The sequence below is a fragment of the Enterococcus sp. S53 genome (assembly GCF_016516865.1).
Lineage (GTDB): Bacteria > Bacillota > Bacilli > Lactobacillales > Enterococcaceae > Enterococcus_D > Enterococcus_D innesii.
The window spans coordinates 86,721-99,661 of record NZ_JACVUH010000005.1; the positions used below are offsets into that span (position 1 = coordinate 86,721).

General features: G+C 42.1%; 15 protein-coding genes. 4 read left to right on the top strand and 11 right to left on the bottom strand.

All coding sequences use genetic code 11. The features are described 5' to 3' along the window. Positions 1–5 precede the first annotated feature (5 nt). From IAE45_RS08565 to IAE45_RS08580, 4 genes are all read left to right on the top strand, one after another. The gene (locus tag IAE45_RS08565) at positions 6–740 is read left to right on the top strand and encodes an amino acid ABC transporter ATP-binding protein (RefSeq protein WP_005227196.1); all 735 of its coding nucleotides are present in this window, start codon (positions 6–8) and stop codon (positions 738–740) included. 204 nt (positions 741–944) lie between these two features. Continuing rightward, positions 945–2,297 (top strand): branched-chain amino acid transport system II carrier protein, encoded by a 1,353-nt coding sequence (brnQ, locus tag IAE45_RS08570; protein ID WP_200125857.1) that lies wholly within the window; start codon positions 945–947, stop codon positions 2,295–2,297. Between the two features lie 118 nt (positions 2,298–2,415). Further along, entirely contained in the window at positions 2,416–3,921 is a 1,506-nt protein-coding gene (locus IAE45_RS08575; RefSeq protein ID WP_140965123.1) for a helix-turn-helix domain-containing protein, read from the top strand. A 360-nt stretch (positions 3,922–4,281) separates the two neighbouring features. After that, positions 4,282–4,641 carry an iron chaperone gene (locus IAE45_RS08580; RefSeq protein WP_200125855.1) on the top strand — a complete coding sequence of 120 codons (360 nt, stop codon included), beginning with the start codon at positions 4,282–4,284 and terminating at the stop codon, positions 4,639–4,641. Positions 4,642–4,705: 64 nt separating this feature from the next. Here IAE45_RS08580 and IAE45_RS08585 read toward each other — a convergent pair whose 3' ends face one another. The 11 genes from IAE45_RS08585 to IAE45_RS08635 all read right to left on the bottom strand — a co-directional run bounded on the left by IAE45_RS08585 (position 4,706) and on the right by IAE45_RS08635 (position 12,927). Next, a complete protein-coding gene (locus IAE45_RS08585) occupies positions 4,706–5,059 on the bottom strand; it encodes a hypothetical protein (protein ID WP_077453983.1) in 354 nt (117 codons plus the stop codon). Positions 5,060–5,165: 106 nt separating this feature from the next. Then, the gene (locus IAE45_RS08590) at positions 5,166–5,624 is read right to left on the bottom strand and encodes a low molecular weight protein-tyrosine-phosphatase (RefSeq protein ID WP_200125853.1); all 459 of its coding nucleotides are present in this window, start codon (positions 5,622–5,624) and stop codon (positions 5,166–5,168) included. A gap of 3 nt (positions 5,625–5,627) precedes the next feature. After that, positions 5,628–6,197, bottom strand: coding sequence for a TetR/AcrR family transcriptional regulator (locus IAE45_RS08595; RefSeq protein WP_200125851.1), 570 nt, complete (start codon positions 6,195–6,197; stop codon positions 5,628–5,630). Positions 6,198–6,406: 209 nt separating this feature from the next. Next, complete coding sequence (locus tag IAE45_RS08600) at positions 6,407–7,867, bottom strand: helix-turn-helix domain-containing protein (RefSeq protein WP_140965126.1); 1,461 nt, start codon at positions 7,865–7,867, stop codon at positions 6,407–6,409. Then, the gene (locus tag IAE45_RS08605; RefSeq protein ID WP_077453987.1) at positions 7,845–8,336 is read right to left on the bottom strand and encodes a hypothetical protein; all 492 of its coding nucleotides are present in this window, start codon (positions 8,334–8,336) and stop codon (positions 7,845–7,847) included. The genes IAE45_RS08600 and IAE45_RS08605 overlap by 23 nt, the downstream gene beginning before the upstream one ends. Positions 8,337–8,379: 43 nt before the next feature. Further along, positions 8,380–9,174, bottom strand: coding sequence for a class A sortase (locus IAE45_RS08610; RefSeq protein WP_077453993.1), 795 nt, complete (start codon positions 9,172–9,174; stop codon positions 8,380–8,382). Next, complete coding sequence (locus IAE45_RS08615) at positions 9,164–10,246, bottom strand: DUF916 and DUF3324 domain-containing protein (RefSeq protein ID WP_200125849.1); 1,083 nt, start codon at positions 10,244–10,246, stop codon at positions 9,164–9,166. Before IAE45_RS08615 ends, IAE45_RS08610 begins: the two co-directional genes overlap by 11 nt. A 67-nt stretch (positions 10,247–10,313) precedes the next feature. Beyond that, positions 10,314–11,054 carry a WxL domain-containing protein gene (locus tag IAE45_RS08620; protein WP_077453989.1) on the bottom strand — a complete coding sequence of 247 codons (741 nt, stop codon included), beginning with the start codon at positions 11,052–11,054 and terminating at the stop codon, positions 10,314–10,316. Positions 11,055–11,065: 11 nt separating this feature from the next. Beyond that, the gene (locus IAE45_RS08625) at positions 11,066–11,866 is read right to left on the bottom strand and encodes a WxL domain-containing protein (RefSeq protein WP_096742140.1); all 801 of its coding nucleotides are present in this window, start codon (positions 11,864–11,866) and stop codon (positions 11,066–11,068) included. Positions 11,867–11,903: 37 nt separating this feature from the next. Further along, the gene (locus IAE45_RS08630; protein WP_442784172.1) at positions 11,904–12,626 is read right to left on the bottom strand and encodes a WxL domain-containing protein; all 723 of its coding nucleotides are present in this window, start codon (positions 12,624–12,626) and stop codon (positions 11,904–11,906) included. After that, on the bottom strand, positions 12,559–12,927 hold the full coding sequence (locus IAE45_RS08635) for an LPXTG cell wall anchor domain-containing protein (RefSeq protein ID WP_200125847.1): 369 nt from the start codon (positions 12,925–12,927) through the stop codon (positions 12,559–12,561). The genes IAE45_RS08630 and IAE45_RS08635 overlap by 68 nt, the downstream gene beginning before the upstream one ends. Between the last annotated feature and the right edge of the window lie 14 nt (positions 12,928–12,941).

Here is a 12,941-nt window from a genome sequence, read left to right on the forward strand (position 1 = left end):
AGAACATGTCAGCAATCATTGAAATTGACCATTTAAAAAAGAGTTTTGGCGACAACGAAGTCTTAAAAGACATCAGTTTGTCTGTTAATAAAGGAGAAGTTGTCACGATCATCGGTTCTTCTGGTTCAGGAAAATCCACACTTCTTCGCTGCATCAACTTATTAGAAAAACCAACCAGTGGACAAATCATCTACTTAGGTGAAAATGTGCTAGAAAAAGGCTATGACTTGCCGAAATACCGGACACATCTAGGGATGGTTTTCCAATCCTTTAACTTGTTCAACAATATGAATGTATTAGAAAACTGCGTGACTGGACAAGTCACTGTTTTAAAACGCGATCGCAAAGAAGCGGAAGCGACTGCCAAAGAAAATCTGGAGCAAGTCGGTATGGCTCAATATGCCAATGCCAAGCCTTCCCAGCTTTCAGGTGGACAAAAACAACGGGTAGCCATTGCCCGTGCCTTATCGATGAATCCAGATGTCATGTTGTTTGATGAGCCGACTTCTGCATTGGATCCAGAAATGGTCGGTGAAGTGTTGAAGACCATGAATACCTTAGCTCATACTGGCTTGACGATGGTGATTGTTACCCACGAAATGGGCTTTGCCAAAGAAGTATCTGATCGGGTCATCTTTATGGATCAAGGCGTCATTGCCGAGCAAGGAACACCAGAAGATATCTTTATTCATCCAAAAGAGCAGCGCACCAAAGAATTCCTTTCCCGTGTGTTGAATTAATTCTCTGTCTTGAAGCACTTAGTGTTCTTCTTCCGAGCTTTTTATCCTTTTTTCAGTAAGCTTGGAAGAATTCAATGCTAAGTGTTTTTTTATTATGGGAAACAGAATCGTCAGAATTTACCAAAAAATAACAAAAAAACATTGCTATTTGTCGGAAAATTTGTTATTTTTTTAAAAACTAAGGAATTATAGGAGCTTTCATTTATGGAAAAAAAGTTACAGTTTAAGGATTATATGTATGTTGGATCAATGCTTTTCGGTCTGTTCTTTGGTGCCGGAAATCTAATCTTCCCCGTTCACATGGGACAAGAAGCTGGTGCGAATGTCGGCTTAGCCAATCTTGGCTTTTTAGTGACTGGAATCGGCTTGCCATTTTTAGGAGTAATCGCCATTGGGGTGTCCCAAAGTAGCGGAGTTTTTGAATTAGCTTCTCGGATCAATCGACGCTATGCAATGATATTTACGATTTTGCTTTACTTAGTGATTGGGCCTTTCTTTGCTCTGCCCCGTTTGGCCACTACTTCTTATGAGATCGGGATCGCTCCCCACGTTTCATCAGATATGCAAACTTGGTTATTGGCCTTGTTTTCTGCCCTATTTTTTGGTGCTGCTTGGTGGTTTTCACGTAAACCAAGCAAAATTCTTGATTATGTCGGGAAGTTTTTAAATCCCTTGTTTCTGGTCTTACTAGGTGTTCTGCTATTTTTCGCCTTTTGGCAACCCCTAGGAACGATCAGCGATGCGCCGATCTATCCTAGCTATCAAAACGATGCCTTCTTCACTGGTTTCACCAATGGTTACAATACCCTTGATGCATTGGCATCCTTAGCATTTGGGATCATCATCGTCTCAACGATTCGCAATATGGGGGTTGAGAAACCTACGACAGTCGCAAAAGACACGATTCTTTCCGGCTCTGTCAGTATCGTGTTGATGGGGATCATCTATACCTTACTTTCTTATATGGGAACCAAAAGTTTAGGTCAGTTTCCCATCAGCGAAAACGGTGGGATCGCTTTGGCACAAATCGCCAACCACTACCTTGGCACCATCGGCAGTCTATTATTGGCATTGATCGTCATCTCTGCCTGCTTAAAAACCGCCATCGGTTTGATCACAGCCTTTTCTGAGACCTTTGCTGGGTTGTTTCCAAAACAAAGCTACGGTTTCTTTATCGCATTGACAAGTATCTTACCAGCGATCTTCGCCAACGTTGGCTTGACTAATATCATTGAATTCTCCATTCCAGTCTTGATGTTTATCTATCCACTGGCGATCACCTTGATTTTGTTGGCGATCATCAGTCCCTTGTTTCATCATCGTGCCAGTGTCTATCGAATGACGACGTATTTCACGTTGATCGCTGCAATCATCGACGGCTTAAATGCTAGTCCTGCACTGATTACCAATAATGCGTTTGTGCAAGGAATTTTGTCTTTTGCGTCTAATTATCTGCCATTTTTCCAAATCGGGATGGGTTGGGTCATACCAGCGGCGATCGGATTTTTGATTGGTTTGCTATGGTCATGGTTCAAAAAAGATCCTATTTCGGCCTAAATTAGTTAAAAAGACGAAAATAACCTACCTTTTTTTAAAAGGTAGGCTATTTTTTTGATTAAAAAGACTGACAGTTTCGTAAAAAAAAGATACAATAGAGCCACAAAGGAGGATACCTATGTTTTATGAAGAACTTATGATGGACCCGCAAACATTAATTAAATTTAAAATATTCCGGCGTATGCTAACTCTGCAAAACCCTAGCCACCCAATCGCACAATTGGCAAAGGAAATGGAGTTGAGCTACCAACAAGCTTTTATCGAGTTGACTGAGATCGACCAAGATCTAGCTGAGTTGACTCCGGATCATATGTCGATACTCGGTCGTGGCGGTAAATTACAGCCTCAGAATATCGCGGTAACGATCGATGAATACCGCTTCTATTTATTGAATAAAAGCGTTCCGTTCTTATATGTTCTTTACATGCTGAATGAAGACAATCCAACGATCACGGATTTTTGTGCAAAATACGATGTCAGTCGTTCAACGGTGTCTCGCAAATTTGAACATCTAAAAAAACATTTGAAACAATTCCAGCTTCGCTTTACTTACACTGAATCAAACTTAGTAGGCGATGAGCGTCTTGTGCGGCTCTCCTTATTCAACATTATTTGGTTAGGTACCCGTGGCATTGAATGGCCTTTTGCGATCGCGGAAAGCGAAGCAGAAAAAGTAGTGGATCGTTTCACGGAATACTTCCCAATGACTCACTCTTATCTTGGTCGACTAGAGTTGAAGTATTTTGCTGCCCTGATCCTTTTACGAATCAAAAAAGAAAATTTTGCCAAATACGACAAACGGTACAATTTCTTGATGAAAAATAATCCATACTTCGATTTTGAGCGTTTGACGCAAGTCGTTGATCCTGAAGTTTCAATGACGGACAAACAACTGAAAGGTGAATCTGGCTTTATTTATTTGATGGCGCAAATCTTCCCATTCTATTTAAGTCCGGAAGAAGAAGCCTTACAACAAACGATCCATTTCTTCTCAAACAAACAAAATCCGGTCTATCCGCTTGTGGCAGACCTTTTAGCAGAAATGAAAGCAACTTTTTTTGCTTCACAACCTGGCCTGTTAGACGAGCCATTAGTTGTGGGGAATTTGATTAATGTGACCTTCGGCAACTATGTTTTTCGTCAGCCATTTCCTAACATCTATCGCTTGCTGACACCATCGATCAATCGCGGATCTGCTGAAGAACAGTTACAACAAAAAATCGACGATTTCTTGACTAGCTACCGTGAAGAATCAGCAGTAGATTATATCAATGATGAAAATCAAGAGCAGATGGCAACGATGTATACTCATGCCCTCTTGCCATTTTATGATCAAATCCGTTACTCGAATCGTCTACGGGTTGGGGTTGCCTTAGAAGATAATTTCTTAGTTGTTCAAGGTTTAAATCAATTCTTGCATGACTTGACCTTCGTGGCAGCAGAGCCTTATGATCTGAATCAGCAAGAAAATTATGATGTTATCGTTAGTTCCAACCAATTGATGAAAAAGCTTAAACCAGAAAAAATGAGTTATATTTGGGATTATGCGGCAGATGATCGGCAATACATTGATTTGTACCGTACCTTAAAAAATCGTTTTGACGAAAAGAATCTTTCCTTGTAATCAAACCGTTACGGTTTCTTAAGAACTTCCGAAAAGATTTGTCACAGAATATTCATATTTATCTCGTATACTTTATGTATACCAACAAACAACCCTAACTAACACTTTTTCATTTTTAACTCCTTCCCGTCGGCCACCCACCGACGGGTCTTTTTTGGGGTATTTTCTTAGGTAGTAAACTTAAACACTTTCCAATCTTTTCTCCACAAAAAATTCATATTTGGGCAGTATAGTATACATAACCCAACAAACAACCCTAACTAACACTTTTCATTTTTACTCCTTGCCTGTCAGCCACCCACTGACAGGCTCCTTTTTTTCTTACGGAGTTTACCGTATACTAAAGGCAGGAGGTGTCCCATGACAAAAGACATTACGACAGTTGACCAATACATTGCAGCAGCTCCAGCAGAACGACAAGTGATTTTAAGAACTGTCCGCCAAACGATTAAGGCTGTCTTGCCAGAAGCGGTTGAAAAAATCAGTTACCAAATGCCCACCTATCATCAGGAAGAAAATATCGTGCATTTTGCCTGCGCCAAACAGCATCTCGGCTTTTATCCTACGCCTTCTGCGATCACGGCCTTCCAAGAGGCTCTACAACCCTACAAGACTAGTAAAGGTGCGGTCCAGTTCCCTTTTGCGCAACCGATCCCTTATGAACTGATCGCTATGATGACTGCTTGGCGACTCGCTGAAGTCAAAAACAAGCACGCTTAATTAGCAATTAAAAAAACCGCTATGTCTAATGACCCAGCGGTTTTTTTGCTATGCACAGGCTTGATTACAAGCCGGGTTTTGTATTCAAGGTGCTGACTTTTAGCACATGATTCAGGGGAATAATTCGCAGCTGCTGACGGTCACTTTGTAATTTCAAGACAACTTGTTCTTTTGCTACCGTTTTACCGACGATCCACCCGGTAACGGTTTCAAAACCACCCAATTTCTCTGTCTTTACTTGCAACACCACCAGATGCTTCGCAGCAGCTGCTTCTTGCAGCGTTCGCTGGATCTCTTTCACTTTTTCAGACTGATTCTTCTTGTCAGCATCATCACTGAAAAAGGTATCTAGCAAGGTTGTGGATGTCATCACAATGAGTTTACCCAACTGTTTAATGGGCGATGGTTTCTTTTCCATTGGACATTCCTTTCTGCGCGTTACAGCAGTTTATAAAACCACACATACGTTCGCATTTCATAATCCTATTTTAGCAAATTTTTGATAAAATACAAGCGAACACGTCTTATTTCTCCGAAGAAATACTCTCTAGCCAATAAGGAATTCCTTCTTGTAGCAGTTGGTAGGTCTCTTCAAAATCCCCTGTATAATAAGGATCTGGCACTTCCTCAGTCTCCTTGCCGGGAACGACACTCATATACGAACGGATCTTGGCTGTCGTATTGGCCGGTGCCAGCCCATGCAGGTTTTCAACATTGCTCTCATCCATGCCAATGATCCAATCAAATTTTGTAAAATCTGCCTCTGTGATCTGGCGGGAGATAAGACCTCCGCTTGATAAACCTACTTGACGGAGCTTTTTCTGAGTTCCTGGATGAGCTGAGTGTCCGACTTCCCAAGAGCTAGTCGCTGCCGAATCGATCTGCCAATCCAATTTGCGTTTTGCTATTTCTGCTCTATAAATGGCTTCTGCCATGGGGGAACGGCAGATATTACCTAAACAAACAAATAAAACTTTCGTCATCGCTCATTGCTCCTCTTTTTCATAGATTTGGTGGCCAAAAAATTCTACATCCTTCGCCAAACGAAACAATTGCGTTGCAATCTCTAATGGCGTCTCTGGAAAGTCGTTGCGAATCCAATTTTCCAAAATGCCTCCGCAGCCGTAGGAAAAGAACCGGCTATAAAATAGAATGTCTTGTTTCGTCAATTGCTGCTCTTGATCAACCTCCAAGAACAAGCGCTGAAAAAGCGGTTCTGTGATCTGTAAAAAACCGTTCATTAAGATCTCGCGGTCATAAGCCAGTGATTTGCGGTAAAAGGCCGGCGCTTGTTTCATTGCTTTCAGCATGCGTAAGGCGGCCTCTTCCCAATTATCAAGGGCGACATCTTCAGTCGTCAAAAAAATCAGCGCATCTTGCCGATAGATCCATTGGATCAGGGCTTTCTTATCAGGAAAATGATAGTAAAACGTCTGCCGATTGACCTGCGCTTTTTCGGCGATCTCCTGCACGCTGATCTTATTCACTTCTTTGGTCTCACAAAGGGTGATCAATGTCTGGCCAATCACAGCCTTCGTTTGTTTCCCATCCATCATAGGGCACCTCTTTTTCTTCTCTTTCTATCATACCAAATTTTCTAGCAAAAAAAAATCCTATCAAATGTTCCTTTTTCACAACCAATGAGTGATACATTACAAAGATGACCGATTCATGATTGTTCTTTTGGCAATGTGATTCTCTGCAAAAAAAACGCCTGCCTCCTTGAGAGGACAGACGACGCTTTATTATTAAAACGGCGAGATGCTCATTGTGCCGTTTTGTTTTGAAACTGTTCCCTGCGGATCGCGCTGACTTTTTCTGTGAAATTGGCCCAATCAATAGGTCTAGGAGGGGCCAACCATAAGATATGGTCGATTCCTAAGGCACCATAAAAGGGGAGGTTTGAAAGAATCAAATGCGTTTGATCATCTGGGTAACTCTGGAATTGCACATTCAAATCGAGAATTTTTTCGATATTCTTTTGGATCATCTGATTATAAGAATCACCAAAAGAAAAATCAACGCAGACATACAAGGGAACCAAAATCTCTTTTAAAGGAATCGTAGAAACTAATAAAATCAGGTATCTGAAAAACAAAAATTCCTTGTTGTTCCATAAGATTGGGCGATTGCGGTTTTCTTCTAAATAGTTGCGACAAAAGGCTGCATATTCGGGGTACGTCTCAAGAAAATACGTCACATCCATATATTGGTATTCATAGCGGGAACTAAAGGAAAACGATAAGAGCTGGTAATGGATCGTGGTCGTCTCGGTCTGAAGGAGTGTCAATGTTTCAGCCGTTAATGAGAACTGCTGTTGGACCGATTGAATAAAATCCGTGTTTAATTGCTGAATATAGATTTGTTCTTGATCAATGTAACTGTTATTGTCGATCAACCACCCTTCAACGATCAAAAAGCGTAAAATATCCCGTGCCTCACATTCTAGCACTTCTTGATCTGTGATGGCTAAAATCTCTTGTAACCAGCTTTTCAACTCATCAATAATCACCAAGTGCTTCGGCATGATCAGATCATTTTCTAGCGTATTTTGCATGTAATGCCCTTTATCCATGCGGGACAAAATAATGCCTAAATAGTGTTTCTTGCGAATTCGCATGCGAGCAGACTGTTCGTGATTAAGCCAATTACTCTCATTGAATCGCGCAAAAGACTTTTCTTTTTCGAGGATCTCTTTTGGAAAGGGAGAATGATCCAAATAATATTCCTTCATAAAAAAGAGAAAAATAAATTCTCTGATTTCACTTTCCTCCCCCACCAGCTGAAACTCTTTCGTCACATCAATGTCATATTCCTTCAAAATCAGTTTAAACTGTTTAAATTCTTTATAGACAGGATTGTGACTCAAATAATGATTGGTGGCAAATTCATATAGCGAAGACAATTGTTCAAAAAAACATTCTTTCAACATGGAAAATTTTAACGCTTGATCCAAATAATAAGTCAATAGCGTATCGGAAGTTGCCAGCCCGGACGCATTGAGTTTAATGACCGTCCCATCGGTCACGATCTCAAATTCCTCATTCAACCCTAGTTCATAAAAATCAAGATTCAATTCTTGAACGGTTTTGTTGATTAGAAATTCCGACATGGTCAATTGATCCATCAAGGTTTCTTTCGTTTCAGAAAGAGCGATGGCGTTTTCCAAATATTGTAACAGGACCAATTTTCGTTTGTCCGCTTTATTCAAAAATGTCACAAACATGCGTTTTCAAGCCTCCATTATTTTTTTGGCCATAAAGAACGTTTCCTGAAAATAAATAGCAGAGACTGGCAAGATACGAAGGTTTATCATCCCCATCGCCATCCGTATTATTTCCTGGGAGTGCTACATCCACTTTTAAACTATCCGATACGAAAACATCTTCTAGCATGACTCGTTGTCCAAAGTGTTTCTGTTTGTCCAAAAAATTACTTTCTGGAGATATGGATTGCTCCTGCTCTTTCTTCGGAACCGTTTCGGGTTCAGGAGCTGGTTGCTCTTCTGGTTCTTTTTTTTCAGCAGGTGGTTCATTCACTTTTTCTGGTACTTCTTCCGGAGGATCTGTCGGAACGATTTCTTCTGAGGGGTCCAGCGGATTATAGATGGTGGCAAAAACGACTTGTTCTGTAACAAGATCGATCAATCCAATAAACATGCAGGCACCAATGACAAAGCCAAATCTGCGTTTCATTTCTTCACCTTCCTTATCATCCGCGCACTTTCTGATGATCTTTCTATGACGCTGAACGTTCCAACAGTTTGTGAACGCTTAGCAGGCATCCACTAATTATAAATAAAATAACAAATAAAAGAAACCAATTTTTTTTAGATTGTTGTTTCCATTGCTTTTCTTGTTTTACAATCAGCCCATCCGATGATTGTGGCGTACTGCTCGACGATTTTTGCGACTGCTGGGCAGTTGTCTGCTCAACAGGAATCGCTGTCAGCACTAAGCGTTCGTCCGTTCGCGTTGGTGTTGGACAAGTGATCAAGGTCAGCCTTGGCCCTTGGTCATCCGCTAAAACCGACAAGTCTGTTTCCTCCACGATTTTTTTATCGATGATGATATACTGTTGACTTTCCTCGAGATAGCTCACTGACACTTCCATCCCCACCTGTGCTTCTAGCAATTGACCAAATAACAAACTTTGTCTACCGAGATGATGCCCTAAAACGACAAAATTGCTATTTTTTAACAAACGCTGAGGAAACATCACGACACCGCCTTTCAGCAGCTGCTGATTGGTCAAACCCACCAGCAGTGGTTGCTGGAAATCGATTGCCTCGATCGTGACAAAGCCGTACCCGGTGATCGTTGCTGGCTGTGGCGCTAAGACGTCCCCCAGAGTCGGTATCTGAATGGTTTCTTCTTCTGGAATCGTTGTCGGCAGCTGGGTCGCTATCGTCAATTCGCTTGTGCGTAATTGCCAACTGACGATGCTTTCTTTTAAAAAAGGAAGTGCCAACAAGAGGATACCTGCGATGATCAAGCCATCGATCAAGTATTTCTCAAGGTGCTCACGCTTCATCCGTTTCATTTTTTTTCTTTCGTCGGTACCATAAAAGCAGCAAGAAGGCGAGCAATAACAACAGACCGCCGATCAAGAAGTAAAGCCACGTGTAATCTGTTTCGATCGTCACATCTTTCTGGTTCAGATCACGTGCGACATCGCCAGTCACTGTGAATTCTTCCTCAAAGGTCCACTTATAAAGATAGCTTTCTTCTTCGCCTTCTTCATTTTCAACTTTGTATTGTCCTTCTTCACTTTTCCCACCATAGGCAACGGAAGTCAACACGTAGGTCCCGGCTTCTAAACGTTGCCCTTCTAATGAGATTGGGTACGAGAAGTTGGAATTAGGTGCCATTTGCATCCGGGAAGTATCCGAAGAATACAAAACATCGCTATCGCCTTTTTTCTTCACTTCATTAATCAGGCGTAATGAATTCAAGTACGCTGCTTCAGGATTTTGGAGGGTGACATTGATGGTGTTACGAGAATTGACTTGTCCCGGTCCAACATCTAGTAGTTTCAGATCCGGCGCAACTTCTGCTGTATTTTGACGCAATAAAATCGCAACGACATAGGCATACTCGTTCTTGATGGCTAAGCCTTGGTCTTCTTCACTGTCAGCCGTAGCATTTTCCTCTGTCGTTTCTTTTAAGGTCAAGCCACCTGCGATGACTCCTTCAAAGGATTCCGAAGGCATAGTGATCTTTAAAGGCAAGGTGATCTGGGATTGTTTCGGGATCGTGATTTCTTTCTCCACTTCAATCAAGTCAGCCATATCATAAGGCAATGTTTCATCTGCTTCGATGTCGTTTTCGCCATATTCCACGACTCCATTTAGGTTTGTGGTAGCTGAAGCGATCACTGGTGCGATGACTACCTCTTGATCGGTATCATTACGCAATTGGACTTCCACAGTTTGGACCGTCCCCGGCGCCATTTTCAAGTCAAAATAAGTCTTTTCTTTATCGATTTGGTTCTCTGGAATCACTGGATTGACGGCAAAGTTAAATTCAGAAGCGGTTCCTATAGTTGGTACGAAAAAGAAAATACTCGCGAATAGGAGCGCCAAAAGCTGGTTGATTTTTTTCATGATGGATGTCCCTTCTTTCTATGTATTCTCCTTGAACCTCGAAAGGGTTCAAGGAGAAAGCTGGTACTTATGGGTTGGTTGGTGTGTCTGTTAGTAACCAAGTAAACGTGGTGTTGTATTGGCTGGCATATTTCGTCGTTGAGCCTGGAACTTCCAACTCAATACTATCCATGGCTGCGGCTAAACTATCGCCCCAACTCATTAGATAGGTTCCTGCTCCTTCACCATCTTGGGCACTCATCACTAAGGATTGGGCACCGTTTGGATTCAATGTGATCGTTGTGCTCACATTTGATGGTTTTGGTGACAATGACGGTGTTACCACAGTTCCCTTTGTCAAACGAATTTGCGCAGCAGTCAATTCTTGGTCTTCCGCTGTTTTGAACTGGCCATTTTGGCGAACATTCAATGTCCAACCGCTCTCTGTTCCCCGATTGTCTGTTACTTGGACGAAGTTGGGGCCTTCTTGATTTTCATTTGCTGAATCCACGTATTTTTGGGTTTCCGCATGATAGACCTCTGTTTTCGAGGTGATTTTTTGTGTGCCAAAGTAAAGGCTTGAAGCAAAATCAATCGATAGCGGTCCGTTGGTTCCCGGATTTGGTCCATCTGGGTCTGTTGGATCAACTGGTTTGATTGGATTTTCTGGATCTGGATCCGTTGGGCTGATTGGATTGGTTGGATCCGTATTTGGTTCAAAGGTGATTTGTCCATTTGAGTTGTATTCTGCACTGTCTGCTGCTTGTGCCAGCACTGGTGCTGCTAGGCTTAAGCCTAATACTGAGAGAAATGCTAGTGTCTTTTTCATATCTATACTCCTTATCCTTCCGTTCCTGGTGTATCTGATAATACCCAAGTTAGTGTAGTCGTGTAGCTAACGGCATCTTTTGGTGTGCTGCCGGGTACAGAAAGTGCGACCGCTTTGGTAACATCTGCTTGTACTTCTTGGCCATCTTTATCTATTTCAGTGACCGTTTCAACGCTTCCCCAAGCATTGACCCATGTTCCAGCCCCCGTTTGATTTGCTGCAGTCATCACCACTGATTCAGCACCTGCTGCATCCAATGTGATCGTTGCTTCCGCCACAGGAGCTGTGACACCCACCGCATTGGATCTAACTGTCGGACTTGTTAGGGTGATGACAGAACCTGTCAATTCTTGATTCAACGTTGACTCATTTTTGAACTGCCCATTTTGTTTCACAGACAACCGCCAACCGGCATTACTACCGCGATTATCTGTAACTTGGACATAATTGGCAGTTTTTAATGTAGAAGCTGTGTCATCGTCATTCAAGTATCCTTGTGCTCGTGCATAATAGACTTCGTTTTTATTTGAGATTTTATTGACACCAAAATCTAAGCTAGAGGCATAATCGATCGATAATGGACCATTCGTTCCAGGGTTTGGTCCATCGGGATCGGTTGGATCCACAGGATTGACCGGATTTTCTGGATCTGGATTTTCTGGATTGACTGGGTTCGTCGGATCAGTATTCGGAATAAAATCAACCGCCCCATTTGATGTGTAAGAAGCAGCTTCAGCTGCTGAAACCTCGGTTGCTGCACTCGCTGCTGCCAATACGGCAAGACTTACAAAGACCCACGCTGTTTTTTTCATTAATATATAACACTCCTTTTATTTTAAAGATCGTTTCTTAATTACTACCGATATTATCTGGGACATTCTTCAAATTCCAAGTCAATGTCGTCCGATACTCTTTGGCTAATTTTACAGAACTACCTGGCACGTTTAATTTTACTGCCGTTGATCCTTCCGTTGCATCGTTCCCAAACTTGTAGATCCAAGTCCCCATTCCTTTACCAACAGGTGCGTTGACCAATGTGATTTCACTATCTGGTACAAAGGTATGACTTGCCGTAACCGTTGGTGCGTATTGCATATCGGTGACCGAAGTTGCAGCGCCAGAGGCGATCGATAATGAAGCGCCTACCAGTTCTTCGTCATCAGCCGTTTTGAATTGTCCATTTTGCACAACGCTCAATGACCAACCTTCTTGCGTTCCTCGTTTATCAGTTACTTGCACATAGTTTGGTCCAGCAGCGCCAGCTGTGAACTCTTGCAGCTGTGCGTAATAATCTTTTGTTTCAGAAGTGATCAGTTGGTTGCCAAATTGAAAACTTGAAGCAAAATCAATCGATAGTGGTCCAGCTGTTCCAGGGTTTGGTCCATCGGGATCGGTTGGATCGACAGGATCAACTGGTTTTTCTGGATCGGTCGGGTCGACTGGATTGGTTGGATTCGGGTCTGCTTCAAAAGTAATTGCCCCATTTGAGGTGTATTCAGCGGCATTAACGGCTGTTGGTAACAGTGCAGTGCTCATCAATAGAATGCCTGCCGTCAAGAAAATTTTTTTCATTTTTTGTTCTCCTTTTGATTAAAATGATTCCTACTGCCAACAAAACGACAAGACCACTGCTTTGATAGCGATTAAAGTGATCTGACCCTGTTGCTGGCAAAATATTGTTGCCTTTTTGATTAACTTGTTTATTCCCTGGTTGTTCTTTTATGGGCTCTTCTGGCTCCTCAACGGGTTCTTCATAGACGCCGAAAAAGGAAGTGACACCATTGCTATCATAGGCACCTGCTTCGGCTGCTGAAACGAGTTGAGGGAACAATAATAGATAGCCAGTAATAACACCGATCATGATTTTTTTCATTTGTTTTCCTGCCT